20 protein-coding genes are annotated in these 26,686 nt (G+C 63.9%); 12 read left to right on the top strand and 8 right to left on the bottom strand.

Going from position 1 to position 26,686, the window contains the following annotated elements:
• The first annotated feature begins 122 nt into the window (after positions 1–122).
• Complete coding sequence (locus BUS12_RS08895; RefSeq protein WP_074295354.1) at positions 123–1,781, top strand: ABC transporter substrate-binding protein; 1,659 nt, start codon at positions 123–125, stop codon at positions 1,779–1,781.
• A gap of 37 nt (positions 1,782–1,818) precedes the next feature.
• On the opposite strand, the gene BUS12_RS08900 is transcribed toward BUS12_RS08895, so the two are convergent.
• Both BUS12_RS08900 and BUS12_RS08905 read right to left on the bottom strand, forming a co-directional pair.
• Complete coding sequence (locus BUS12_RS08900) at positions 1,819–2,889, bottom strand: LLM class flavin-dependent oxidoreductase (protein ID WP_074295355.1); 1,071 nt, start codon at positions 2,887–2,889, stop codon at positions 1,819–1,821.
• A 24-nt stretch (positions 2,890–2,913) separates the two neighbouring features.
• A complete protein-coding gene (locus BUS12_RS08905) occupies positions 2,914–4,101 on the bottom strand; it encodes an ABC transporter substrate-binding protein (protein WP_074297294.1) in 1,188 nt (395 codons plus the stop codon).
• A gap of 337 nt (positions 4,102–4,438) precedes the next feature.
• On the opposite strand from BUS12_RS08905, the gene BUS12_RS08910 reads away from it, so the two are divergent.
• Positions 4,439–4,840, top strand: coding sequence for an IS5/IS1182 family transposase (locus BUS12_RS08910; RefSeq protein WP_074295356.1), 402 nt, complete (start codon positions 4,439–4,441; stop codon positions 4,838–4,840).
• Between the two features lie 31 nt (positions 4,841–4,871).
• On the opposite strand, the gene BUS12_RS08915 is transcribed toward BUS12_RS08910, so the two are convergent.
• Positions 4,872–5,777: a LysR family transcriptional regulator gene (locus BUS12_RS08915; protein WP_074295357.1), complete on the bottom strand. Its 906-nt coding sequence runs from the start codon at positions 5,775–5,777 to the stop codon at positions 4,872–4,874.
• A 116-nt stretch (positions 5,778–5,893) separates the two neighbouring features.
• Between BUS12_RS08915 and BUS12_RS08920 the strand changes: the two genes are divergently transcribed.
• Positions 5,894–9,430 carry an ABC transporter ATP-binding protein gene (locus tag BUS12_RS08920; protein ID WP_074295358.1) on the top strand — a complete coding sequence of 1,179 codons (3,537 nt, stop codon included), beginning with the start codon at positions 5,894–5,896 and terminating at the stop codon, positions 9,428–9,430.
• A 6-nt stretch (positions 9,431–9,436) separates the two neighbouring features.
• On the opposite strand, the gene BUS12_RS08925 is transcribed toward BUS12_RS08920, so the two are convergent.
• A complete protein-coding gene (locus BUS12_RS08925) occupies positions 9,437–10,456 on the bottom strand; it encodes a zinc-dependent alcohol dehydrogenase family protein (protein ID WP_074295359.1) in 1,020 nt (339 codons plus the stop codon).
• A gap of 125 nt (positions 10,457–10,581) precedes the next feature.
• Between BUS12_RS08925 and BUS12_RS08930 the strand changes: the two genes are divergently transcribed.
• Complete coding sequence (locus BUS12_RS08930) at positions 10,582–11,490, top strand: LysR substrate-binding domain-containing protein (RefSeq protein ID WP_074295360.1); 909 nt, start codon at positions 10,582–10,584, stop codon at positions 11,488–11,490.
• A gap of 93 nt (positions 11,491–11,583) precedes the next feature.
• Here the strand turns inward: BUS12_RS08930 and BUS12_RS08935 are convergent, their stop codons facing one another.
• Complete coding sequence (locus tag BUS12_RS08935; RefSeq protein WP_074295361.1) at positions 11,584–12,222, bottom strand: TetR/AcrR family transcriptional regulator; 639 nt, start codon at positions 12,220–12,222, stop codon at positions 11,584–11,586.
• Between the two features lie 53 nt (positions 12,223–12,275).
• Here BUS12_RS08935 and BUS12_RS08940 point away from each other — a divergent pair, with 53 nt between their 5' ends.
• On the top strand, positions 12,276–13,769 hold the full coding sequence (locus tag BUS12_RS08940) for an FAD-dependent monooxygenase (protein WP_074295362.1): 1,494 nt from the start codon (positions 12,276–12,278) through the stop codon (positions 13,767–13,769).
• 163 nt (positions 13,770–13,932) lie between these two features.
• Here the strand turns inward: BUS12_RS08940 and yghU are convergent, their stop codons facing one another.
• The gene (yghU, locus tag BUS12_RS08945; protein WP_074295363.1) at positions 13,933–14,814 is read right to left on the bottom strand and encodes a glutathione-dependent disulfide-bond oxidoreductase; all 882 of its coding nucleotides are present in this window, start codon (positions 14,812–14,814) and stop codon (positions 13,933–13,935) included.
• A gap of 370 nt (positions 14,815–15,184) precedes the next feature.
• Here yghU and BUS12_RS08950 point away from each other — a divergent pair, with 370 nt between their 5' ends.
• The 7 genes from BUS12_RS08950 (at position 15,185) to BUS12_RS08980 (ending at position 22,402) form a co-directional block, all read left to right on the top strand.
• Positions 15,185–15,556 carry a DUF6697 family protein gene (locus BUS12_RS08950; protein ID WP_074295364.1) on the top strand — a complete coding sequence of 124 codons (372 nt, stop codon included), beginning with the start codon at positions 15,185–15,187 and terminating at the stop codon, positions 15,554–15,556.
• A gap of 295 nt (positions 15,557–15,851) precedes the next feature.
• Positions 15,852–17,516 carry a fatty acid--CoA ligase gene (locus BUS12_RS08955; RefSeq protein WP_074295365.1) on the top strand — a complete coding sequence of 555 codons (1,665 nt, stop codon included), beginning with the start codon at positions 15,852–15,854 and terminating at the stop codon, positions 17,514–17,516.
• Positions 17,513–18,040 carry a MaoC family dehydratase gene (locus BUS12_RS08960; protein WP_083640306.1) on the top strand — a complete coding sequence of 176 codons (528 nt, stop codon included), beginning with the start codon at positions 17,513–17,515 and terminating at the stop codon, positions 18,038–18,040. The genes BUS12_RS08955 and BUS12_RS08960 overlap by 4 nt, the downstream gene beginning before the upstream one ends.
• Positions 18,024–19,730 (top strand): alpha/beta fold hydrolase, encoded by a 1,707-nt coding sequence (locus BUS12_RS08965; protein ID WP_074295366.1) that lies wholly within the window; start codon positions 18,024–18,026, stop codon positions 19,728–19,730. Before BUS12_RS08960 ends, BUS12_RS08965 begins: the two co-directional genes overlap by 17 nt.
• Positions 19,731–19,791: 61 nt before the next feature.
• On the top strand, positions 19,792–20,214 hold the full coding sequence (locus BUS12_RS08970; protein ID WP_074295367.1) for a phasin family protein: 423 nt from the start codon (positions 19,792–19,794) through the stop codon (positions 20,212–20,214).
• 71 nt (positions 20,215–20,285) lie between these two features.
• Positions 20,286–21,119, top strand: coding sequence for a poly(3-hydroxyalkanoate) depolymerase (gene phaZ / locus BUS12_RS08975; protein ID WP_074295368.1), 834 nt, complete (start codon positions 20,286–20,288; stop codon positions 21,117–21,119).
• Positions 21,116–22,402: a DUF445 domain-containing protein gene (locus BUS12_RS08980; protein ID WP_074295369.1), complete on the top strand. Its 1,287-nt coding sequence runs from the start codon at positions 21,116–21,118 to the stop codon at positions 22,400–22,402. Before phaZ ends, BUS12_RS08980 begins: the two co-directional genes overlap by 4 nt.
• 18 nt (positions 22,403–22,420) lie before the next feature.
• On the opposite strand, the gene BUS12_RS08985 is transcribed toward BUS12_RS08980, so the two are convergent.
• Complete coding sequence (locus tag BUS12_RS08985) at positions 22,421–25,147, bottom strand: winged helix-turn-helix domain-containing protein (RefSeq protein ID WP_074295370.1); 2,727 nt, start codon at positions 25,145–25,147, stop codon at positions 22,421–22,423.
• Positions 25,148–25,771: 624 nt separating this feature from the next.
• Complete coding sequence (gene bufB / locus BUS12_RS08990) at positions 25,772–26,602, bottom strand: MNIO family bufferin maturase (RefSeq protein ID WP_074297296.1); 831 nt, start codon at positions 26,600–26,602, stop codon at positions 25,772–25,774.
• Positions 26,603–26,686: the final 84 nt, after the last annotated feature.

The raw sequence follows: 26,686 nt of genomic DNA on the forward strand, positions 1-26,686 counted from the left end.
CAGCGCCTTAGCTTCATCTCGCATATCGATCTACGGATTTATTCGTAGTACTTGAACGCCGTCGGAATGAAAATTTCCGGCCACGGTCGCCCGATCGCTTAGCGTTTTCTGCCCAATCCCACATGATCAAGCGTTCTTTCCAGCATGCCATGCCTGTCTTGCGCCGCGCGGTTCGCGCGTCTTTAGCGATCGTATCTTTCAGCCTGGCTGTCACGGCATTCCCGGTTTGCTCGCCGGCAAACGCGGCCGGTAACAACACCCTGGTGTTCTGTACCGAAGGCAGCCCGGCGGGCTTCGACCCGGGCCAGCATACGACCAGCACCGATTTCGACGCCAGCAGCAACGCGGTCTACAACGAACTGGTGCAGTTTCGCCGCGGCACGCTCGACCTCGAGCCCGCGCTCGCGACCAGTTGGGACGTGTCCGACGATCAGCGCACCTACACGTTCCATCTGCGGCATGGCGTCAAGTTTCACACCACCGCGTGGTTCAAACCCACCCGCGATTTCGACGCGGACGACGTGCTGTTCACATTCAACCGCATGCTCAATCCCGACGATCCGTTCCGCAAGGCTTATCCGACGAGCTTCCCGTACTTCAGCGATCTGGGCTTCGACAAGAATCTCGAGCGGATCGATAAAGTGGACGACTATACGGTGCGCTTCCAGTTGAAGCAGCCGGACGTGATCTTCGTGCGCAATCTGGCGATGGCCTTTGCCTCCGTCCTGTCCGCGGAATACGCGGCGCAACTGAGCACCGCGCATCGCGAGGCCGACATCAACCAGTTGCCGGTGGGCACGGGTCCGTTCGTGTTCCGCTCGTATCAGAAGGATGCGTTGATCCGCTACGACGCCAACCCCGACTATTGGCGCCCCGAAGACGTGAAGCTCGCGCATCTGATCTTTGCCATTACGCCGGATCCGGGTGTGCGCGTGCAGAAGCTCGCAAGCGGCGAGTGCCAGGTGTCGGCGTTCCCGCGTCCGGCGGATCTGGAGGTCGTCAAACGCAACCCCGATCTGACGCTGATCTCCGGGGTGGGCTTCAATGTCGGCTTTGTCGCGTACAACACGCAGCACACGCCGCTCGACCGCGTCGAAGTGCGACGTGCGCTCGATATGGCGATCGACAAGCCCGCCATCATCAAAGCCGTGTTCGCCGGCAACGCCACCGTCGCGACCAATCCGATGCCGCCGTCCCAGTGGTCCTACGACAAGCAGTTGAAGGATGCGCCCTACGATCCTGCGAAGGCCAAGGCATTGCTGGCGCAGGCGGGATTTCCGAACGGCTTCGACATCTCCCTGTGGGCGATGCCGGTGCAGCGCCCCTACAACCCGAATGCCCAGTTGATGGCGCAGCTCATCCAGCAGGACTGGGCGAATATCGGCGTGCGCGCGAAGATCGTCAGCTATGAATGGGGTGAGTACAACCGCCGTGCGAAGCAGGGCGGCGAGCACGACGCGATTCTGTACGGCTGGTCGGGCGATAACGGCGATCCGGACAACTGGCTCGGCACCTTGCTCGGTTGCGACGCGGTGCATGGCAGCAACGTGTCGAAGTGGTGCGATCCCGCCTTCAACGCGCTGATCGTCAAAGCCCGTTCTAGTTCGGATACCGCCGTCCGCACGACGCTTTACGAGCAGGCCCAGGTGATCTTCAAGCAGCAGGTGCCTTACACGCCGATCGCGCATTCCATCGTGTCGCTGCCTGCTTCGACGCGGGTGAAGGGGCTGGTGTTTTCACCGCTCGGCAGTCACCGGTTCGACGGCGTCTGGCTGGAGTAAGCAGTAAGCGCGCGATAGATCCAACGCTGGGGGCGTCTTACCCGGCGTTGAGCGCGTTCAGCGCATGGACACGCGGAATCACCTGTTCGGCGAAGGTCCGCATATCGGCTTCGAACGGCTGGAACTGCAGCATGAACAGTTCGATGCCGGCGTGCTGAAACGCGGCGATGCGCCGCGCCACCGTGTCGTAACTGCCGACCAGACCCGCAGCCGTGCCGCCGTTCGAGCCGACGCGCGGTGTTTGCGCGAACGTCTGGAACATCACCGCTTTCGGGTCGATATTGGCTTTTTGTTGCGCGCGCAACGGTGCGTCTTTGGCGGCCAGGGCGAAAAGATGGGCGAGGTGCTGCTGGGCTTCTTCATCGGATTCGCGGGCGATCACGAAGGCCGACAAGCCAAAGCGCAAACCGGCGAGCGACGCCGGGCGCGTTCGGGCGGACACGTCCGCGATCAACCGCGCCACGTCTTCAAGCGGCTGACCGTTGATGAACCAGACATCGCCCTTGTCGGCCACCAGTTGCCGGGCCGGCTCCGATTCGCCGCCGACGTAGATGCGCGGCCTTGCGCGAAACGGATCGGCGGGCCGCAGCAGATAGTCGTCGATATGGAAGTGCTCTCCGTTGAAGCTTGTGCGTTCGCCGCGCAGCAGCGCCTCAACGACGGTGATCCATTCGCGGCCATAGGCGTAGCGCGCGTCGTGTTCCGCAAAGCCGATGCCCGCACGCTCCAGTTCAGGCCGGTTCCAGGCATTGACGAGGTTGATCGCAAAGCGTCCCTGACTGATGTGCTCGATCTGCTGCGCCATTTTGGCGAGCACGACCGGGTGATACAGATAAGGCTTGATGGCTGCGATGATCTCGATGCGCTCGGTCAGCGCGGCGAGTGCGGCCGACGCGGTCCATGCTTCGAGCTGGTCGAGATTCGGATCGTGCGGATTGATGGTGTGCTGCGCGACCAGCACCGAATCGTAGCCGAGCCGCTCCGCTTCGAGCACCAGCGCCTTGTTGCGCGTCCAGGACGCGTCGTAGGGTTCTTCGGGGTCCTGAAGGGCGGCACGGCTGCCGTGAACGAGCGCCCAGACGCCGAAGCGGGCCAAGGGTATCGACATGAAGCAAAAATCTCCGCGAGAGGGTTACTTCGACGCGACGGCGGCGTTCTTGTCGAGCAACACCCACTGACCGTCGTGGGCCACGAGGTTGATGCTCTTCACGCCGATCACGCGCCGCGTCGTGGGATCGAAGGTCGCCTTGCCGAACACCACGCTCGGGATGTCGCGAAGCTTCAGCAGTGCGTCGCGCGCACCGCGGCGATCGGCGCCGCCCGTACGCAACGCGTAAGCGGCGATGATCGTCGCGTCGTATGCAAAGGCGTTGAAGGCGTCCGGCTCGCGATGATATTTCGCCTCGAAGGCATGCACGAAGCTTTGCACTTCGGGCCGCGGATCGCCGGGGAAAAAGCTCGTATTGGTGGTGACGCCGTTCACGGCGGTGCCGCCGAGTTCGAAGAACTTCGGCGAGTAGACCGAACTGGCCGCGACGACCGGCAGGTCGATGCCGCTCGCACGCGCCTGGCGGACGATCTGGGCGCCGTCCGAGTAGTAGGCAATCAGCACGAGCGCGTCTGGATGGGCGGCGTTGACGCGCACCAGCGTGGCGCGAAAATCCTGGTCGGTGGGCTGATAGCCTTCCGCCGCCACCACCTGCACGCCGCGCGCGGCCGCCGACTTGACGAACACGTCCTTGCTCGCGCGGCCCCAGTCGGTGTTCTGGTAGAGCACAGCGACGTGGCGGAAGCCCTGTTTGGCCGCGAGATCCGCGAGCAGCGGCTGCGCATCGGTCTGGCTGACCGACGGGCTCCAGATGAAGTCGCCGCCCTTGGTGAAGTCAGGGTGAGAATTGGTGAAACCGAGTTGCACGAGTCCGGCGCGCTGATAAATCGGCGATGCCGCCATCGAGGCCGGGCTGGAGAAGTCGCCCAGTTCGATCAGGATGCGCGGATCCGCCACGAACTTCTGCGCGATGCTGACCGCCTGGCGCGGATCGCTCTGGCTGTCCTCGAACACGTATTGCAGCGGGTGTCCGTCGATGCCGCCGCTTGCGTTGATCTGGTCGAGCGCGAGATCGAAGCCGGCTTTCCATTGGGCGCCGTATTGCGCATTGGGTCCGGTCAGCGGGCCGCTGACGCCGAAATACACAGGCTCGCCGGTAGCGGCGCCTGACGCGGCCCATGCTGACGGTGCTGCCAGGACGCTGGCGATTCCCAACGAGACGAAGGCGGCAAGCCCCCTCAGTAACTTCCGGCGCGAAGCGGTCGAGGACATGCACTGCCCGACCAACGGCACGGCGGCGTTTTCCGTGGCTTGATCGAGCGCTCGTTGGGGTTGATACGCGAATTCCTTCATGGCGGTCTGCAGGTCGATTTCAACCTGTCGAGTGTCCGCATTCATGCGACCGGGTCGAACCAATTTTTTCGCATATCCATAGCAGGACGGCGTCTTTGCGACGTCGCGCGTGGGCCGTTGCCCGAGCGCGGCGCAAGCCAATCAGCGCCTATCCACGCCCGCAGCTTTGCTTAACGCGAAACATCACTTCGATGCGCGGCGCACGGCCCCTAAGATTGCGGCGTCGCGGGAAAGATGAGCTTCGCTGAGAAAAAACATGATTCAGTTTGATGACTTGAGGGACAGCGAATGGGCCCTGATCGAAGGGTTGTTCTGCCATGAGGCGGTAGCGCCGGACCGGTCGGGCCGACGTCGCGTGGAGCCGCGCGCGGTGGTCAATGCGGTGCTGTGGGCGTTGCAGACCGGGCATAGCTGGTCGAGGGTGCCCGGATGGTATCCGTCGCGCCCGACCTGCCAACGTCGCTTCGAAGAGTGGCAAGCCGACGGCACGCTCGCCGAGATCATCCGGCGGCTCGATGCTGCGGGCCGAAAGGTGTCGTTGCGCGGACCTGTGGCCGATGCGCTCAACCAGCGTGCCGCGAACCCGGCTCACGAACGCCTGAAGGGCCTCTCGTGGGCCAGTCCGCAGACGTGGCGCGCGCCGCTCGATATGGCCTGAGATGGCCTGAGCTGCCCCGGCAATTGACGCGTCAGGTCGAGAGAACCGGAGGCGTCGCGGGTACGGCAGCCTCTGCCTGAAGGAATTCGATCAACGGATCGAGCATCCGGTGCCGGCGCGCCGGCCCTTTGCGCAGGACGAAGCGCCAGGAAGCCGGGCGCGACAGATCCGGGAAGAGCCGCACGAGGCGTCCGCTGCGCAGTTCCGGGTCGATCAGCGGCGAGCGGCCCAGCGCGAGTCCCGCGCCGCCGATCGCCGCGCCGATGACCTGACTGAAACTGCTGTAGCGGACGATCTTGGTTTCGAAATCGCCGGGCAGGCCGAAGCGCGCCGACCATGTGCGCCAATCGATTTCAGGGGAATTCTGGTGCGACTCCTGCAACAGGCGGCACCGGCACACCGCCTTGGACGCGAACGGATGCAGCTCGGGGCTGCACACCGGAAACACCTCCTCCTGCAGCAGGATCACGTCATCGGGACGCAGCGCGCGCTCCGGCACATGCACGACCGCGAGGTCGATGTCGAAGCGGGCAAAATCCGGTTCGCCATCCTGAATGATCGCGTTCAACGGCGTCTCGGGATGGCGGCTCGAAAACTCCGCCAGACGGCGCGCAAGCCACATGGCCGAGAACGGCACGTTAGCCGAGACGGTCAGCTGCTTCGCGACGCCCTTGATCTGCGAACACGCGTCCTCCAGCATCGACAGCGCCGCGCTCGCGGCGGGCAGCAGGCTCTCCCCAGCCGCGGTCAGGCGAATCCCGCCCATGCCGGTGCTGCGCTCGACGAGGCGAGCGCCCAGCAGTTCTTCCAGGTTGCGGATCTGATGACTGACGGCGCTGGTCGACACGTTGAGCTCGACCGCGGCACGCGCAAAGCCTCCGAGCCGCACCGACGCCTCGAAGGCGCGTAACGCTGTGAGTGGAGGGATGTTGGACATAGCTGGGTATTGTAGGATATTCAACACCCCTTGAAAAACCATCTTTTGCCTGACTCTGCGGCGCACGGTAAGGTCTCGTTGAACCGATGTGACATCGAACCGATTGGAGACCAGGGATGTATTTCGACAGCAGGCTGTGGTTGATGATGGCAGGGTTGCGCCTGCGCGTGGCTGGCGCAGTGGGCCTCGGATTGCTCGCCATGGGCCTGGGCGTCTTGCGCTTCGTCTTCCTCGGTCGGGTCCTCGCGCTGGCCTTCAAAGGCGCGCCGGCGCAGCAAGTGGCGCTGGCGGCGGCCGGCACGGTGGCCTGCATGTTGCTGCGCGCGTGGCTCGATCATCGCCGGATCGTGTTGGCGCAGGGCACGGCCGGGCGCGTGCAGTCGGTGCTGCGCGCGCGCCTGTTCGACCGCATCGCCGAGCTTGGCCCGGCGTGGTTCGGCGCGGAGCGCACCGGCGGCGTGATGCTGGCGGTCATCGACGGCGTGGAGCAGTTGCAGACCTTCTTCGGCGCTTACGTGCCGCAGCTCGTCATCGCCGCCTGCGCGCCGGTGGTGATCTTCGCCGTGCTGGCCTGGTGGGACGTGCCGACTGCAGCCGTGCTGCTGGTCGCCGCGCTCGCGACGCTTGCATTGCCGATGCTGGTCCACAACGCCGACAAGCACGCGGCCATCGCCCGCGCGAAAGCCTTCAAGGCGTTTGGCGAAGAGTTTCTCGACGCGGTGCAGGGCCTGCCGACGCTCAAGGCCTTCGGCCAGAGCGCCGCCTTCGCGCAAAAGCTCGCGGGGCGCGCCCGGGCTTTGTCCGACAGCACGTTCTGGGTGCTGGCGCTGGGCCTGCTCACCCGTTTCTTCACCGATCTCGGCACTGGACTGGGCGCGGCCGCCGCCATCGCGCTCGGCGCGTGGCGCGTGAGCCATGGCGCCATGAGCCTCGAAGCGCTGCTGATCATCCTGATGGCCGGAACGGAAATTTTCCGTCCGCTGCGCGATCTGCGCTCCGTGCTGCATCAGGGGATGATCGGGCAATCGGCGGCGAACGCCATCCATACGCTGCTGGAAGCGCGCAGCGACGCACCGGCCGGCGGCGCGGCCCACGTGCCGGAGTTGCGCGCCAGTATCACGTTCGACAACGTCGGCTTCGCCTATCCGGGCCGTCGTGCCGACGCCCATGCCGGACTCAGCTTCGAGATCGGCGCTGGCGAGACCGTCGGCATCGTCGGGCCGAGCGGGGCCGGCAAGTCCACCATCCTGCGCCTGCTGCTGCGCCAGCACGATGCGCAGGCGGGTGCGATCCGCATCGGCGGTCACGACATCCGCACGCTCGACCCGGACCAGGTGCGCGGCATGATCGCGATCGTCTCCCAGGACAGCACGCTGTTCGACGGCACGATTGCCGACAACCTGCGGCTCGGCCGCCACGATGCCGGCGACGCGGAGATGATCGCCGCAGCCACGGCCGCCAATATCCACGACTTCATCATGGCGCTGCCGGACGGTTACGCGACCCGCATCGGCGAGCGGGGCGCCACGCTGTCCGGCGGACAGCGCCAACGCATCGCGATTGCCCGCGCGTTGCTGCGCGATGCGCCCATCCTCCTGCTGGACGAGGCGCTGTCCGCCGTCGACGCGCAAAACGAGGCGATCATCCAGCAGGCGCTGGACCGGTTGATGCAAGGCCGCACCACCTTGATCCTGGCGCATCGGCTGTCGAGCGTGATCGGCGCCGACCGGATCCTCGTGCTGGATCAGGGACGCGTCGTCGAAAGTGGTACGCATACCGAACTGATGACCCGCTCCGGCGCCTATCGCCGTCTGATGGGACCGCAGGTCGCGGCGACCGCCGAACGTCCGGTGGCGATGGAACAACTGCGCGCCGCGCCGGCGTCGTCGGGACCGCAGGTGCGGGCGCTTGCCGAGGACGCGGCGGACATCGGCTGGGGCGATACCTTGCGGACCCTGTTGCGCTTCGTCTGGCCGTGGCGCGTGAAACTCGCGCTGACCGTGCTGTGCGGCGTAGGCCGGGTGCTGGCTTTTATTGGCGTAGGTGTGCTGGGTGCGCTCGTGGTGGCCGGGGTCGCGTCGGGACGACCGGTGCTAGGACTGACGGTGGGGTTATTGCTCGCGGCCCCCGCTGCGGCGACGCTGCACTGGCTGGAATCCTGGCTGGCGCACGACATGGCTTACCGGCTGCTGGCGGAAATGCGCATCGCCTTGTTCGCCAAGCTCGAGCGCCTCGCGCCCGCTTATCTCCTGCGCCGGCGCTCCGGCGATCTGGTGGCGCTGGCAACCCAGGATGTGGAGACGGTCGAGTATTTCTACGCCCACACCGTGGCCCCGGCTTTCGTCGCGGTGCTGATCCCCGCCGGTGTGCTGGCGCTGCTGGCATGGGCGGCCTGGCCGCTCGCCCTGGTGCTGCTGCCTTTCCTCGCCTGGGCAGGCCTGACGCCGGTGTTCGCGCGCGGCAAGATCGATCGCCTGGGTGGTCAGGCGCGCGCGGCGCTGGGGCTATTGGGCGCGCATCTCACGGAAACGATTCAAGGCCTCGCCGAACTCGCCGCCTTCCAGGCCACCGGCCGGCGCCGCGAGGTGTTTCTCGCCGATACCGCTACCTATCAGAAGCAGCGCTCGGCTCTGCTGGATGACCTGTCGCGCCAGAGCGCCGCGCTCGAGGTGGCGACCGGCCTGGGCGGTCTGGCCGTCGCGTTGCTCGGAGCCGTGCTGTCTTCGCGCGGCTGGTTTGCGCATGAATGGCTGCCGCTGCTGGTGCTGGTCTCCGTGGCCGCCTTCATGCCGGTGGCCGAGATTGGCCAGGTGGCGCGTCAACTGGCGGACACGATCGCGTCGACGCGGCGCCTGCATGTCGTCGAAGCGGAGCCTGAACCGGTTACCGACGGCGACCTCCCGGTGCCCACGAATCCGCAGGTGCGACTCGACGCGGTGAGCTTCGCTTACCCGGGGCGCAGCGCACCGGCGCTGGAGCGGGTCAGCTTCGCCGTGCGTCCCGGCAGCACCGTTGCGCTGGTCGGTGCGTCGGGCGCGGGCAAGTCGACGGTGGCCAATCTGCTGCTGCGCTTCTGGGATCCGCAGCAAGGCGCCATCACGTTAGGCGGCGTCGACTTGCGCCGGTTGCGCCTCGACGACTTGCGCAGCCATATCGCGCTGGTCGCGCAGGACACCTATCTGTTCAACGACACGCTCGAGGCCAACATCCGTCTCGCCGGGCGCGATGTGTCCGACGCGGACGTGCGTCGCGCGCTCGACCGGGCCGCGCTGAGCGAGTTTGTCGAACGCTTGCCGGACGGACTGGCTACCCGGGTGGGCGAGCGCGGCGTGCAGTTGTCGGGCGGGCAACGTCAGCGGGTCGCGATTGCCCGCGCGTTCCTGAAGGACGCGCCGATCCTCGTGCTCGACGAGGCCACCTCGCATCTGGACACGATCAGCGAGCAGCAGATCCGCGCCGCGCTCGACGAACTGATGGCGGCGCGCACCTCTATCATCATTGCGCACCGCCTGTCCACGATTCAGAACGCCGACACGATTCTGGTGATGGATGCCGGCCGGGTCGTCGAGGCCGGCAGTCACGACGAACTGCTGGCGGCCGGCGGGGCGTATGCGCGGCTGGTTGCGCATCAGTCGGGTGTGGTGGCCGCGTAGCGGTTTTTAGCGGTCAAGGCGAATCACCACCTTGCCGAAGTGCTGGCCCGACTCGAGATGCCGGTAGGCGGCGGGGGCGTCGTCAAAGCCAAACACGCGATCGACAACGGGCCGGATCTGATGGAGGCCCACGAACCGGGCCACCTCATCGAGCATCGAGCGGCTGCCCACCATGATGCCGTGCAGCCGCTTGATGCCGCCGATCACGGCTAGCAGTTCGAGCTGCGGTCCGCTAAAGCCGCTCACGCCGCCGATGATCGACACCAGTCCGCCCATTTTCGTCGCCGCAACCGATCTCGGCAGCGTGTCCCGTCCACCGACTTCCACGACGATATCGGCGCCTGCGCCCTCGGTCAGGCGGAGGACTTCGTTCTGCCATTCGGGCGTGGCCCGGTAGTTGATCGTCGCGTCGGCACCCAGTTGGCGTGCGCGTTCCAGTTTTTCATTGCTCGACGACGTGATGATGGTGCGCAGTCCCGCTGCGTGCGCCAATTGCAATGCGTAGATCGACACGCCGCCTGTGCCGAGCAGCACCACCGTCGAGCCGGGTTTGGCATCGCCGTCCGCGAACAATGCGTTCCATGCCGTGACGCCGGCACACGATAACGTGGATGCCTCGTCGTAGCTCAAGTGAGCCGGGATCGGCACAAGGGCCGCTTCATCGACCACGAACCGCTCGGCCAGCACCCCGTCCGACTGCGCGCCCGGCGAACCGCCGACCTTCCACGGCGCGGGGCCGCCATCTATCCAGTGCGGGAAATACGTATTGATGACGCGATCGCCAGGTTTGAAGCGGGTCACGTTGCGGCCGACCTCGACCACTTCGCCCGCGCCATCGCACAGCGGGATCAGTGGAGCATCGGCGAGGCCGAGATAGTCGCCGCGCGCGAACATCAAATCCCGATAGTTCAACGACGCCGCGTGAATCCTGACGACGACGTCGTCCGGCCCCGCCGGGCGGGCCGTCGCATCGCTTCGCTGCAAACCGGCGATACCCGCGCCAGGTTTCAATGTCCATGCATTCATAGCGACCTCTCGAGATAGAAAGAAGTCCCTATGGTAGTGTTGCCTCAAAGGACGCATTGGCGAGATATTGACGACTTACCGTCGCCTGGCAGGAGACAAAGGCGGCAGCGATGGAGGGGCATGCGATGGACGACCGGCTAAGAGGCGTGGCCGAGTTTGTGGACGTGGTGGATGCCGGCAGTTTCGCCGCTGCGGGCGAACGCCTTGGCGTCACGCGCTCTGCGATAGCGAAGATCGTGGACCGGCTCGAGCAGCGCCTCGGCGTGCGCTTGCTGCAGCGAACCACGCGCCGTTTGAGCCTGACCGACGAGGGGCACGCGTACTACGACCAGTGCCGTCGCGTTATGGCTGAACTCGGCGCGGCGGAGGCCGCGCTCGATGCCGGCCGCCGCGAGCCGTCGGGAAGGCTGCGGATTACCGCGCCCGTGCTGTTCGGCCGGCAGTGTGTCGCACCGGTGATGCTGAAGCTGATCGAGCGCTATCCGTTGCTCGACGTCGAGATGTCGTTCAGCGATCGTGTCGCGGATCTGGTTGAAGACGGCTTTGACATTGCGGTGCGAATCGGAGCGCTGCCGGACCATGCAACGCTGGTCGGGCGCCGGCTTGGCGTTCAGCGGATGGGCATTTGCGCGTCGCCCGGCTGGCTTGAGCGAAACGGCCAGCCGTCAGGCCTCGCCGAGCTTGGCTCGCTCGTCGGCGTTGCCTACGGGCGTGGCGGACAGAGCATGCCGTGGCGCGTGCTCGGGGCAGACGGCGAAGTGCAGGAGGTCCGTGTCGCCTCGCGCCTGCGCTACGACGATCTCCAGGCCATTGCGGACGCCGCCGCGGCCGGCGCGGGCCTCGCATGGTTGCCGTGCTGGCTCATGGCGCCGTATCTGCGCGACGGCCGCCTCGCACTCGTGATGGACAGCAACAGCGTGCAGGGCGCGGAGGTGCACTTATTGCGCTCGCAGTCGCGGCATATCCCGTCCAAGGTACGCGTTGCAGTCGATGCGCTGGTTGAAGAGATACCTCGGGTGCTGGCCAGGATCTGAGCGCGGTGCGGGTTTGGTCAGGTTGGGATTCCTAATTGGCTCCATAGGAGATGCAGATAGCATCGGCGAAAACGTATCGGCGCACGCGGGTGTTCACGCGTAAGGCGTGCCCGCCAACGCGGCCTTCAGGCCAAGGCTTCCCTTATCGACAATCGCGAGAAAGACGGCCTTTGCCTCCTCTGCATCCTGCTTCTGCCGAAACGTCCGGTGCGCCTGGATGAGGGCCACGGTCCACGTTGCGAGGAGCAGATCGGCCGCCAGATGAGCGTCGGGATCGCCAGGTTTTCGCCCGACGCATTCGGATAGCGCCACCGTGACGACTTGCGCAAGTTCATCGCGTATCGCTCTCGCTCGAGCCTTGAGGGTGCCGCTGCCCTCGATCGTCTCGATGAAGCCCTGGCTCGCCACAGAAAATTCGATGAACGGGCTCCGTTCCGCAACCAGCCGATGAGCGAGCAGACGCAAGGTCTCGATCGGAGCCACGCCGGGATCGTGCCGCCGCAACGCTTCGCGCAGCATCTCGCGACCCTCTTCGTCGCGATCGAAGAACATGTCCTCCTTGCGCGGAAAGTGATTGAACACGGTCATCCGTCCGACGTCGGCGGCGGACGCGATCTCGTCCACCGTCACGTTGTCGAAGCCCCGCTCGAGGAAGAGGCGCGTGGCGGCATTAGAGATGCCTTGCCGCGTGGCAAGGCGCTTACGGGATCGGCGATCGGCTGGGATTGACATGTCGCCATTTTACCGCATAATAAATGTACTGAGTACAAATATGGATTAAGTATATGTCAACAACAGTTGATGTCGTTGTGGTGGGTGCCGGGCCGGTCGGACTCCTGACCGCCATTGAGCTGACCTTGGGCGGCGTGCACGTCCTCGTGCTGGAACGGCTCGCCGCCGCGAGCGAGGCCATGAAGGCCATGGCGGTCGGCCCGCTTGCATGCGAAGCGTTACAGCGTCGCGGGATGGCTGCGGGCATCGTCACCGAAGAGGCGCGCAGTTTCGCGGTGATGAAGCAGTTCACCGAGCAGACCGGCGCGGACCTGCGCGGCCGGGCGGCGAAGTTCAGCGGCCATTTCGCGGGCCTGTTGATCAGAAAGGACGCGCAGAACGAGCCGGAACGGCGCGCCTGCGCGGTGGGTCAGCAGGGGCTCGAAGCCATCCTGGCCGACCGCGCGCGTGCGCTTGGTGTCGAGGTTCGCCGCGAGTGCGATGTAACGCGCTTCGTCGAGCAGGCAGACGGCATCGACGTGGAGTGGGCCTCTCCGCGAGGCCCAGGCCGGATCCGCTGCGCCTGGCTCGTGGGTTGCGACGGGGGCCGCAGCTTCGTCCGCAAGATGGCCGGCTTTGATTTCCCCGGCACGGCTCCCACCTCGACGTTCTACCAGGTCATCGCCGAGATCGACCATCCTGAGCGTCTGTTGCCTATTGGTTGGCGTCGCACATCGGATGGCGTGTTTTCTTATGGGCCTGTTCCTGGCCGGCTGTTCATGCTGGACTTCATCGGTACGCCTGAAGATCGGCAGGCGCCTGTCACACGCGAGGAAGTCGAGCTTGTGTTACGCCGCATCAGCGGCGCGGACGTCCGTGTGAAAGCGCTCGAAAGCGGTAGCCGATGGGCCGACAACACGCGGCTTGCCGATACCTACCGCCGGGGCAGAGTGCTGCTTGCCGGCGATGCGGCGCATGTCCATTCGCCGTTCGGCGGTCAGGGCCTGAGCCTTGGACTCGTGGACGCGGCCAACCTCGGCTGGAAGCTCGCCGCGGTCGTTCGCGGCGAGCTGCCCGACAGCCTGCTCGACACCTACACGGCCGAGCGGCGCCCCGTCGCCGAGGCCGTGCTGGCCAACACCCTGGCCCAGGTCGCGATTTTGCGGCCCGATCCGCAATCGGGTGCGATGCGGGACCTCATCGCAAACCTCATGCAGCTCGATGACGTCAATCGCCTCATCAGCGAGATGATGCGCGGTCTTTCCACCCGTTACGATTTCGGCTCGGAGCGGGACGACGTCGGACGGCTGATCGGCGACAGGCCGATCGGCCAAGGCGGTGCGAACGTCTCGCTCTACGACGTCATGCAGGACGGCATGGGTGTGCTTCTCGACGCCTCAACCGGCGGCAACGCTTCCACGCTCGTTGCAACCGCCACGCAGAGAGTGCGTTGCGTCGCCGTCGATACGGGCCCATCGATGCTGATTCGTCCCGATGCCTGCGTTGCCTGGGCCGGCGAGGGGAACGGCACGGACGGCCTGGAGGAAGCGCTGCGTCGCTGGTTCTAGCGCTGTCTTTCGCAAAGCGCCGCGATCTCCACAGTCGAGGCGCTTTCGTGCGCGAGGGTGCGCCGGTCCATCCATTCGCGCACGACGTTCTCGACGCGCCGTTGGGCTCTCAAGCCCAACGACATCCAGCGGTAAAACCCGGTGGCGTCCTGGTTTTGTCTCGTCAGAGCTTATCGGCGGATTCGACAAGCTTATCCTGCGTCCGCGTATCGAAGTCACTGGCCGCATGGCGTTCATGCAACTGATCCGCCGGCTCGCCGAACACGCGATTGACCTTGCGTCCGCGCCGCACGGCCGGGCGTTCACCGATCGCATCCGCCCAACGCTGGACATGCCGATAATCCTGCACCGAGAGAAACTCGCCCGCCTCATAGAGCCAGCCTTTTACCAGCCCGCCGTACCAAGGCCAGATGGCCATATCGGCGATCGTGTACTCGCTTCCCGCGATGTATTCGTTATCGGCGAGCTGCTTGTCGAGGACGTCGAGCTGACGCTTTACCTCCATCGCGAAGCGGTCGATCGCGTATTCGAATTTGCTGGGGGCGTACGCATAGAAATGACCGAAGCCGCCGCCCAGATACGGCGCGCTGCCCATCTGCCAGAACAGCCATGACAGGCATTCGGCGCGCGCACCGGCCTCGGTCGGCAAAAACGCGCCGAATTTCTCGGCGAGGTATTGCAGAATCGCGCCGGACTCGAACACCCGGATGGGCTTCGCACCGCTGCGATCGAGCAGCGCGGGGATCTTGGAGTTCGGGTTCACGCTCACGAAGCCGCTGCCGAATTGTTCGCCGTCGCCGATCCGGATCAGCCACGCGTCATATTCCGCACCGCTGTGGCCGAGCGCCAGCAGCTCTTCGAGCATCACCGTGACCTTGACGCCGTTGGGTGTTGCCAGCGAATAGAGCTGCAGCGGATGCTGGCCGACGGGCAAATCCTTGTCGTGCGTCGGTCCCGAGATCGGGCGGTTGATGTTGGCGAAACGGCCGCCATTATCCTTGTTCCAGGTCCAGACCTTCGGCGGCTCGTAGTCGGCTGTGCTCATGCTTCACGCTCCTTGCATCGTGGGAATAGGGGTGTCGAAGCGAGATTAACAAATTGCCGGAGAACGTGCTGACGACGTGAGAACGCCGCAAAGCCGCGCGAAGCGGAATCCGCCCGGCAACTCGCGCAACTGCATGTTGTCGTGAACGCCGGGCAAGCGGCGAAGAGAATGCCTGAGGAATCCGAACAAAAATATGGAAAAGCCGACACCATCCGGTGGATGGCAAATTCGCAACGTGCGGAAACGGCTTTGCATACTTCCTTTACTCAACCGCTCACACTCTTTACAACGGATTTAGATGGAGGCCGATATCATCGCTCCGCTTGACGCCGCTAGGCCTTAGTCAGGCGTTATTGTCAGGAGCGAACTCATGTTTGAAATCGGCAAGGAATATTCCCGGGAAGACATTCACAGCGTAACGGGGGGATGCAAGCAGGCCTTCCTGCCCGTGAAGGGCGGCAAGGTCGTGGCCGCGCGATTGCGCCAGGATCTGAACCCCTATGCCCCGGACGTCATTGTGTGCGACGGCAGTGCCGCCGCCCGCGCGGCCGGTCGAACGCTTGCGCGGCAGACGGACCCGGTTCCGGTATTCGTGCGAACGGCATCCGACCGCTTTCGCTATATGGGCGAGTACGTCACGGACGAATCGCTGACCGCGCCGCTCGATTACGAAAAGTACGTCAGGAACAGTGGCTTTACGCTGGGCCAGATTTCGCGCGTCATCAAGATGAAGCGCCGTTGAATCATCGCATTTGACGCGCTGAATGGCGCGCCTCCGGCCGGTCGGCGCTGCCGGCGCCGACCGGATGCACCGTTCGATCGTTTCTCCGTTCCCCGCATTACTCTCAGAGGCCTGCTATTGGGGTTCCATCGGACCCCGGGCCCATGTACTCCTCGCCCCACCAGGCTCCCCTGTTCAGGGGATGGCCGTTTCTCCTGCCGGATTTCATGATGGCGTCAATCGGGGTGCCACCGTGCGTGATAAGCCTCGTTGACCTGTGTCAGCCCGACTTATTTCCCGCTTGAAGGAGACATCTATGCAGGACGCCGCGCAGCACTCGACGCCATCACCCTATGCCTATCCGCTGCTGATCAAGCAGCTGCTTCATACGCCGTTCGTTCAGGCGCAGCAGCAGGAGATCGTCTACCGCGATCAGGTGCGGATGAACTATGCCACCCTGCGCGAGCGCATCGCGCGCCTTGCCAACGGGCTCCATCAGTTAGGCGTACGGTACGGCACGACGGTGGCGGTCATGGATTGGGACAGCCACCGTTATCTGGAGTCGTATTTCGCTGTGCCGATGATGGGCGCGGTGCTTCAGACCGTCAATGTGCGGCTGTCGCACGCGGAGATCGCCTACACCATCAACCATGCGGGCGCAGAGGTGCTGTTCGTTCATACCGACTTCCTGCCGGTAGTCGAGGCGATCAAGGATCAGCTTGAGACGGTTCGCACCTTCGTGTGGATCGACGAACCGGGCAGCGATAGCTGCGCTCATTCGATCGCCTTCGCTACGGAATACGAAACGATGCTCGCGCAAAGTCCGACGAGTTTCGACTTTCCGGACTTCGATGAGAACACTCGCGCCACCACCTTTTACACCACGGGGACGACGGGTCTGCCCAAGGGCGTGTACTTCTCGCATCGGCAACTGGTGTTGCACACCATCACGTTGATGGCGGCGTTGTCGAGCCCGGAGTCGGGTCAGCGTTTCCACCGCGGTGACGTGTACATGCCGTTGACGCCGATGTTCCATGTGCATGCATGGGGAATGCCGTACATCGCCACGGTCCTCGGCGTGAAGCAGGTTTATCCGGGCCGCTACGTGCCGGAGCGCCTTCTGCAGCTCGTGCGCGACGAGGGCGTCACGTTCTCGCATTGCGTGGGCACGATCCTGCACATGCTGCTGTCCGCCGACGACGCAAAGCAGACGGACTTCAGCAAGTGGAAAGTGATCATCGGGGGTGGGGCGTTGCCGCATGGTCTCGCCCGCGCGGCGCTCGATCGCGGCATCGACGTATTCACCGGCTATGGCATGTCGGAGACTTGCCCCGTGTTGAGCCTTGCCCAGTTGCCGCCGCACAGCGGAACGCTCGATCCCGAGGAGGAAGTGCGGCTGCGTTGCAAGGCCGGGTATCCCGTTCCGCTCGTCGATCTGCGCATCGTCGACGACGCGATGGACGAGGTCGCACACGACGGCAAGGCGTTCGGCGAGATCGTCGCGCGCGCTCCGTGGTTGACACAGGGCTATCTGAACAATCCTCAGGCATCCACGGACCTGTGGGCAGGCGGCTATCTGCATACACAGGATATCGCCAACATCGACCCGACCGGCAGCGTTCAGATCACCGACCGCATCAAGGACGTCATCAAGTCGGGCGGGGAGTGGGTCTCGTCGCTTGAAATCGAGAGCCTGATTTCACGGCACCCGGGCGTTGCCGAAGTCGCGGTGATCGGGATCAAGGACGAGAAGTGGGGCGAGCGGCCGGTTGCCCTAGTAGTGCTCAAGGCGGGCATGGTCGTCACGGAAGACGAGATCAAGCAGCACGTGATGGAGTTTGCCACGACCGGACGCATTTCAAAGTATGCGGTGCCGCAGAAGGTCAGGTTTGTGGACGCGCTCGAGAAAACCAGCGTGGGCAAGACCAACAAGAAGTGGTTGCGCGAGCAGTTCACTTCGCACCAGGAGTCTGCACGATGAGCATCGAAAACTACAGCGTCGCGACGCTCGAAGACTTCATTGGCCGTGAGCTGGGCGTGTCGGACTGGGTCGTGGTCGATCAGGCCCGCATCGACAACTTCGCGGCATGCACGGGCGACAGGCAGTGGATTCACGTCGACGTCGAGCGTGCGAAACGCGAAAGCCCCTATCGTGGCACGATCGCCCATGGCTACCTGACGCTTTCGCTGCTGGCGGGACTCGCCATCGAAATCGGCATTGTGCCCGCGGATGCATCGGCAGGCGTGAACTACGGCCTGGACAAGGTGCGTTTCATGGCGCCGGTGAAGGCCGGAGCGAGGGTGCGCAGTCGCGTGACGCTGGTGTCGGTCGAACGTAAGGACGGCGGCCGGATCATCGTCAAGACGATGAGCGAGTTGCAGATCGAAGGCGAGGACAAGCCCGCGTTGATCGCGGAGACGCTGGCGATGCTGGTCGTCGAGGCACCGTCGTTCAAGAGTCGGAAAGAGATGAGTGAGGAGCAGCAGCATGGCGGCAAGCACTGAAGGAAACACAGGGCGTCAGAACCCGGACGATGTCGCGGCGTCTGCCGCCGAGGGCATATTGGGACCCAATCCGTTTGTCGGGTTGCGGCCGCGCGACGTGCTTGCCACCGCACAGCAGATCGGCGCGCAAGCACTACGGCAACCTGCCTTGCTGGTGGAACAGGAGGCGGCGCTGGTCCGCGATCTGCTCGCGGTGCTGGGAGGCAGCGCGAACTGCGTACCGCCTCAAGGCGACAAACGCTTTGCCGACCCTGCCTGGCAGGACAACTCGCTGTACCGCATGACGCTTCAAGGGTACATGGCATGGCGTAACGCGCTGACCGGGTTTGTGGACCGCTCCGCACTCGATGCGGCGACCAAGGAGCGGGCGCAGTTCGTTCTGTCGCTCCTCACCGATGCCTTGTCGCCGACCAACACCTTGCTCGGCAATCCGGCAGCGCTCAAACGGATCATCGATTCGGGCGGCGCGAGCCTGTTGGGCGGCGTGAAGAACCTCGTGACGGACATGCTTCAGAATCAGGGCATGCCGGCCCAGGTCGACAAGACGGCGTTCAAGGTGGGCGAAAACCTGGCCACCTCGGCGGGCGCGGTGGTGTTTCGCAACGAAGTGCTTGAGCTGATCCAGTACGCGCCGGCCACGGAGCAGGTGTACGCCCGGCCTCAACTGATCGTGCCGCCGCAGATCAACAAGTTCTATGTCTTCGATCTGTCCGAAGGCAAGAGCATCGTCAACTATCTGGTGAAGAACGAGTTTCAGGTCTTCGTGGTGAGCTGGCGCAATCCTACCGCCGCGCAGAGCCATTGGGACCTCGACACCTATGTCGCGGCGTTGCTCGAAGCGCTCGAGGCCGTGCGCGACATCACCGGCAGCGAGGACATCAATCTGCATGGCGCCTGCTCCGGTGCGATGACGATTTCAGCGCTTCTCGGCCACCTCGCAAGCCGGGGAGAGCAGCGCGTCAACGCCGCGACGCTGATGGTCGCGGTTCTCGACAACACCGCCGACTCGCAACTGGGTCTCTTTGCCACGCCCGAGGCCATCGCGGCCGCGAAGCAAAACAGCACGGCAAAAGGCGTGCTGGCCGGCGAAGAAATGGGCCGCGTGTTCGCATGGATGAGACCGAACGATCTCGTCTGGAACTACTGGGTGAACAATTATCTGCTGGGCAAGGCGCCGCCCGCATTCGACATCCTGTACTGGAACAACGACGCCACCCGGCTGCCGGCACGCATGCACGGCCAGTTGCTCGATATTTTCACGGGCAATCTGTTCAGCAAGCCTCGTGCGCTGACGGTGTTGGGCACGCCGATCGACCTGTCCGAAGTGACGTGCGACAAGTACGTGGTGGCCGGCATGACCGACCACATTACACCGTGGATGGGTGTCTACAACACCGCGCGCGCATTCGGTGGCGACACGCGCTTTGTGCTGAGTTCGAGCGGCCATATACAAAGCCTGATCAACCCGCCCGGCAATCCGAAGGCGAAGTTCTTCCTCAATCCCAACCTGCAGGGCAGTGCCGACGCCTGGCTCGCCAATGCCCAGACTGAAAAAGGCACGTGGTGGGACAACTGGTGCAAGTGGCTTGCGGACCGGTCCGGCGAGCGCCGCCTCGCGCCGGCGTCGCCTGGCAGCGAACGGTATCCGGCCGGCGTGAAGGCGCCTGGGACCTACGTCATGGAAGCGTGAGCGCAACGATTGCCACGCAATGAAAACGTTTTTTTAACGCAGTTACTATGGAGTATTGATCATGGATGCAACCAATCCGAATAGCATTTTCGCCGAGTACAAGAAAGTCATCGGGCAATTCAAGCTGCCCGGCGTCGACGTCGGGGCCATCCTCGATTCTAGCCGTAAGGATATCGAAGCGATTGCCGAAGCCAACACCACCGCGCTCGCAGGCGTACAGTCGCTGGCTCAGAAGCAGTCGGAGATCCTCCGTACGACGCTGAGCGAGTTGCAATCGCTGGCCGGCCGCGTGCCTCCGTTCGGCGCCCAGTCCGCGGCAAACGCGGGCGAGGTGGTCCAGCAGGCGCTGCACAAGGCGCTCGTGGATATGCAGGCGCTCGCCGAGACGGCATACCGCGCGCAGTCGGACAGTTTTGCCGTCGTCACGAAGCGCGTGGCGGAGCATGCTGAAGAACTGAAGGCGCGTCTTCAACCTAAGCAGTAATCCGGCATGCCCACCGGCTTGCCCACTTTACCCACCCAGTGTCCTTCCAGAAGATCATCCGGAACATAGAAATGCATACGAGCTCTGAGTCCGCTTGCAGCATGCAAATCCAGACGATCGATCTGGATGGGCAGAGGTTGCGCGTGGCGACATGGCGTGGCAGCGACGCCTCGCCCCCGTTGCTCATTTTCAACGGCATCGGCGCCAATCTCGAACTGGTGGAGCCTTTCGTCACAGCGCTTGACGATGTGGGTGGAATTGTCTTCGACATTCCGGGTGTTGGAGGGTCGCCTGCGCCCGTGGTGCCCTATCGTTTTTCGACCTTGTCCGTGCTGACGGACAAGCTGCTGTCGCGGCTCGGTTATACCGGCGTGGTCGACGTGCTGGGCGTATCGTGGGGCGGCGCGCTTGCGCAGCAGTTTGCGCGCCTGTACCCCGAACGTTGTCGCAGGCTGATTCTCGCGGCCACTTCACCTGGCGTCATCATGGTGCCGGGGAAATGGTCGGTACTGTCCAAGCTGATCGGGCCGCGACGGTACACCGATCCCGCCTATCTGCAGCAAATCGGCGCCGAGATATATGGCGGTGCTTACCGGCGCGATCCGGCGTTGCTGGCGGCGCACAGCAAGCACATCCAGCCGCCGCGTGGCCGTGGCTATTTCTATCAGCTGTTTGCCGTTTCGGGCTGGAGCAGCTTGCCCTGGCTCGGCGCGCTGCGGCAGAGAACCCTGGTCATGCACGGTAGCGACGATCCTATCGTGCCGCTGACCAATGCGAAGATTCTGGCCGCCCGTATCCGCGATGCGACGCTCTACGTGATTGATGACGGCCACCTGTTTCTCATCTCGCGAGCTAGCGAAGTCGCGCCGGTGGTACGCAAGTTTCTCCTGCTGGAGTCGAGTTGAGTTTCTTCGCGGACAGCGGCGGGAGTGCGCGGCCGGCGGCGGACGCGCGCGAAGAGCAGGCCTTGCGACGTCTCAAGCAAATGCGCTGGACGGCGACGAGCCTGCTGGCCTTGATGATCATCGTGTTGGTGGCGTGTAACCTCTACCAGGGCGCTCACGGCTGGCTCGTCTGGCCGCGGGCGTTTGCCGAGGCGGGCACGGTCGGCGCGATCGCGGACTGGTATGCGGTCGTCGCCTTGTTCCGTCGTCCTTTGGGATTGCGCGTTCCTCATACGGCCATCATTTCGCAAAACCAGCAGCGGATCGCCGAGCGCCTCGGCGACTTCGTCCATGAAAATTTCCTCGCACCGGACTTCCTGATGCTCAGGCTCGCCGGCTATAACGCCACCCAGGCGCTTGGCCGATGGCTTGCGCGTCCGAGCAACAGCCGCGGCGTGGCCGATGTCGCCATGGACTCGCTGGTGGAGTTGCTCGACGGTATGGATGAGGACGACCTGCAGCGGCTATTCGAAGGGTTCGTCATACCGCATTTGCGCACACTCGATCTGTCGCGCGCAACCGGCCGTCTTTTGCAGTTGCTGACCGATGCCGGTCGACATCAACCGTTGCTGGATTGCGGCCTCGGGGCGCTGAAGGCATGGCTGACGTCGAACGCGGGCGTGATCAGGGCCAAGTTCAGCGAGGCGTCGCTTTACACGCCGGCGCCGCTCGACGCCTATATCGTCAGGAAGTTTATCGAAGGCATCGTCGCGCTTCTTGGGGAAGTGGCGGGCAATCCTGAGCATGAGCTTCGTCGTCAGCTCGACGCTGCGCTGCAGGCGCTCATTTCGCAATTGCAGACCTCTTCCCAGTACCGGCGCTTCGGCCACATCCTGATGCGCGACTGTATCCGCCATGTCAGGAAGGCAGATAGTCGCCGCGCGATGCTCGAGCATGTGCGTGCGTGGTCAACCACCCGACTCGGCCCCAAAGATGCGGAGAGTCGCAACACGCTGGCGGTCCTGCTGGTTTCGTTCGGCAGGACCCTCCGTCGCGATCCTGCGATTCAGCGCAAGCTGAACGCGTGGTGGCTCGCGCTGGCCGACAAACTCGTCACGCGGTACGGACGTCAGTTGTCCGCACTGATTACCGAGGTGGTGCAGAGCTGGAAAGCGGATGAAGTCAGTCGCAAGATCGAAACGGAAATCGGTCGCGACCTGCAGTTTATCCGCATCAACGGCACGTTCGTCGGGGGGATGGTTGGCGTGCTGCTCCATGCCGCCACGCTCGCGCTCGCAAGATGAAGAATCCGCCGCACCGGGTCAGACGGTGGCAACCAGCCCCATAGCCTGGGCTCGTGCGACAGCTTGCGCCCGCTTGTCGACAGCCAGTTTGATGAACATGTTCTTGACGTGGGTCTTGACCGTCTCGGGAGCGATCCCGAGGGTGCGGGCGATTTCCTTGTTCGACTGGCCTTGAGCGATGAGTTCGAGAATGCCGCGTTCCCGCGCGCTCAACGGTTCATATTCGATTTCGCGCGCGGGCTTGATTGCCGGTCCGTACAGCGCTCGCCAGCCATCCAGCAGACGATCGATGTAGGCGACGGTCGCCTTAGTTTGCGGCGTGACGCGCGTGTCGTCGCGCACGGCCTGCAGAAGCGGTCCGACTTCCGGTCCCTGATCCAGAATCGAGCGGTAAATGTCCGTGTTGGCGTTCAGGACGCCGCGAAAAACTTCGACGGCGCGCGCCGGTTCGTTCCCGCGCAGCCAGATGAGGGCTAGCACCGTCCGCAACCGGAGCGCAAGGTAATCGCCATGCCGCTCTTCGACGCTGTGCAAGGCCGAGGTCAACGAGCCGACCGCGTCTTCCGTGCGGTTCTGGGCCATCGCCAACCATCCGACCGCGAGGGCGCGAAACGTGTCAATCTCCGGGGAAACCGGATCTGCAGCGGCCATTAGAGCGGCTACGAGCTGCTCCAGTTGACCCACACATGCCGCGGCCTCCGTGATTCGGCCTTCCTTGAGGTAGAGCCGTGTCCGTTCGACGGCGGCGCCTGCAAGCAGCCTGTTCCAGCCGCGGGCGTAACCCAGGGTCTGGGCCTGATTGAGTAGCGCGTGGGCCTGTTCCAGATTGGACCGGGCGATAGCGATGCGAACCAGCACGCGATACGCGATGAATACGCTGTCGAGCAGCACCGCCAGGTCGATCGCAGGCATCAGCTCGACCAGCAAGGCTTCCGCTTCATCCAGCCGGCCCTGTTCGTACCAGATGTGCGCAAGCATCGGCGCACAGAGTGCGGCTGAAATGGACTTTGGACCGGCATAGCGCTCGGCTAGCTGCATCGATTCGCTGAAATAGCGCTCGGCGAACCCGAAGTGCATCTGTTGCATCTCGGCGTGGCCGAGCAGGCACAGCCGGTAGACAGACGCGAACACGTTGCGCTGGTCTTCGTCTATCGAATCGGGGATCCAGGGCGTCGCATACAGCGCTTCGAGATTGCCTGCTTTCCAGTGTCCGAAACGTGCAACGTTGGACGCCGCGTTGGTGGTCCAACTGTCGGTGGAGGGCCGCGCGAGACAGCGCTGGGCCAGTGCCAGCGCGCGCGGCGCATCGTCCTGCAAGCCGGCGACCACCGAGCGGATGCCAAGGCATTCCCAGCGCGTATTGTCTGCTTCATCGCCTGCGCCGGCGTCGGCTTCGATCGTATCCAGCATCGCGAGCGCTTCGTCGAAGCGCATGGCGAGCGCCAGCCCCCATGCGATCGCAAGGCTGATCTTGACTTGCCCACGCATCAGCGCCGCCGGAAACTGCCTTTGCCAGCCAAGCAGCGTCAGCAGATCGCCTTTCCTGACGAGTGCCATTGCGCAATGGCCCATCAACGAGACCGCCTTTTCCGTGTCGCCCGCCGCAATGGCGTGTTTGACGGCGTCCGTCCATAGCGACTGTCCGGCGTACCACGCGCACGCACGGCGATGCAACTCCGCCAGTTCGTCGCGATGCTGCGTTTCGAGGCGGCGGCGCAAGTAGTCGCCCATCAGATGGTGATAGCGGAACCAGCGTCCTTCGATATCGAGCGGCTCCAGCAGCAACTGGCGCGCGGCAATCGTGTCCAGCAGGCCTTGCCTGGCGTCGAGGCCTGTGACTGCTTCGCATAGCGGCGCGGTGAGACGCTCGAGGATGGAGGTGCGCAACATGAAGCCGACCATGTCGGCGGGCAAGCGCCTCAGCATGTCTTCGAGGTAGGCGGCGAACGGCCGCGACGCGCCCGTGGGCACGCTAATGTCCGAATCGCGCTTGTATTCGTCGCGCGATAACGCCGACGTGGAAATTCGCAGCGCGGCGGCCCAACCCTCCGTTCTGGCGAACAGCGATTTGACGCTGGCCGCCTGCAGCGCACCGGGGCACTCATGTTCGATGAAGCACTGTGTTTCGTCGAAATTGAAGCGGAGTGTCGACGCGTCGATTTCGAGCAGATCATTGGCCGCTCCGAGCCGCGCAAGCGGGAGAGGCGGATCGGTCCGCGTGCAGATCACCACGTGCACGTTCGACGATGCATTCGCGATGAAGAACGACATCGCGTCGTGAATGACGGGCTGGCCGATCAGGTGATAGTCGTCGACAAACAGATAGACCTCTTCGTCGACGTCGATCAGTTCGTTGATCAGCGTCGCCACCACGGTTTGCGCCTGCGGCAGCGAGGCCTCCGACGTGAGACTGATTGCCGATGCGCCGACGCTCGCGCATGCATTGTGCAAGGCGCGCGCCAGGTGATGGAAGAAGCGGGTGGGTTCGTCGTCGTCGGCGTCGAGCGAGAGCCAGGCGGCAAGCGCTCCACCTGAACTGAAGCGCTTGAGCCACGTGAGCGCCAGCGACGTCTTGCCGTACCCGGCCGGCGCCTTGATGACGGTCAGCCGCGCGTATTCCGCCTTTTCGGAGAGCAGGACGAGCCGCGGCCGGTCGATCAGCCCGGCGCGCAGGCGCGGCGGAAGGACCTTCGTGGCGAGAAAGAGCGGGGCGCTATTGGGACGAATCGCTTCTGTCGCGTGCATCGGTTGCTCCAGACATTCGGGTTGACCCTGACTACCGTTTCCCGTCTATACGATTGCGCTCCCCTTAAAGGGGGATTCTGCGTGGGGCAGCGCTGAGACACCATAGGTTCATAAATCATACGCCCAACCTCCGTAGGCAGGGCCCTATGTCATGGATGGAATTGCATTGCAGTGCACAAACCCATGGGTCTGGCGTGCCGCTTTCAACTGAACCTGACTGAAGCGGAACAGCGCGCGACGCACGGATCGCACTCATCTGCGCAGGTACACATGATATTTCGGATTGCATATTAACTGGAGTGAGACGATGAAGAAGACGGTATCCACGGGCCTTGCGATAATATCGGTCGCGCTGTGTTCAAGCGCGATGGGACAGAGTGCGGGTAGCTTGATCTCGACAATGGGCGGGACGTGGCTCGATTTCGGTTCCTCTTCGGCGACCTCGTTGCGCAGCAGTTCGGCTGCGGGCGTGTTTACGTCTTCGGGTCAAGACAAACGCGACGATCGACTCCGTCGCGGCCAACGGTCAGACGGTGTTGTCCAACAAGACGCGGATCACGGCTGATCCATGGATCGGGTTCGTGGGGATTGGGTACCGGTTTTGACAGTCCGGTTCGCTTGAGCTCAGCCAGGAGACATGATGTGCCGCGCCGACAGCGCCTGAGCGCGCAACACCGGCCAACTGGGAAGGTTGCTGTCCCACTCGACCAGCGTCGGCTTCGCGCCAATGCGCGAAACGACATCCCGATAGAGGTCCCAGACGGAACTGGAAATGGCGCAGTCGTGGCTATCGATCAGCAGCGGTTCGTTTTCGTCGTCGTGTTGTTCGCTATGTCCCGCGAGGTGTATTTCACCCACCGCTTCAAGCGGCAATGCATCAAGATACGCTGCGGCGGAAAAACCATGATTGCTTGCCGAAACAAACACGTTATTGACGTCCAGCAACAGACCGCAGCCGGTTCGTTGAACGACCATGCGGATAAATTCGGCTTCGCTCAGGGTCGAGGACGCGAAAGCGACATAGGTCGACGGATTCTCAAGCAGGAGAGGGCGTTTGATCGCATCCTGGACCTGATCGATGTGCTCGCACACCTGTTCGAGCGTGGCTTGCGTGTACGGCAAAGGCAGGAGATCGTTGAAGAACTGGCCGCCGTGCGACGACCACGCCAGGTGCTCGGACACCAGCATGGGCTCGTAGCGAATCACCAGCTCGCGAAAGCGCGCCAGATGCGCGACGTCCAGTACGTCAGGCCCGCCGATCGACATGCATACACCGTGGAGGGAAAGCGGATAGTGCTCGCGGATGGCCGTCAGTGCCCGGTGCGGCGGGCCGCCGGCGCCCATATAGTTTTCAGCGTGAACCTCGAAGAAGCCATCCTTCAGTCCGTCCGCGAGAATCGCGGCCAGGTGTTCGTGCTTGAAACTGGTGCCGGCCGGCCCCTGAGCACCACGCATGACGCCATGGTGACGGCCCGACTCGCCCACCGCGGTGATGCTGGGGATATCGTTCATGGCCGCACCCTTGCTTGCGTCGTTGCT

This window comes from Paraburkholderia phenazinium (assembly GCF_900142845.1).
Lineage (GTDB): Bacteria > Pseudomonadota > Gammaproteobacteria > Burkholderiales > Burkholderiaceae > Paraburkholderia > Paraburkholderia phenazinium_A.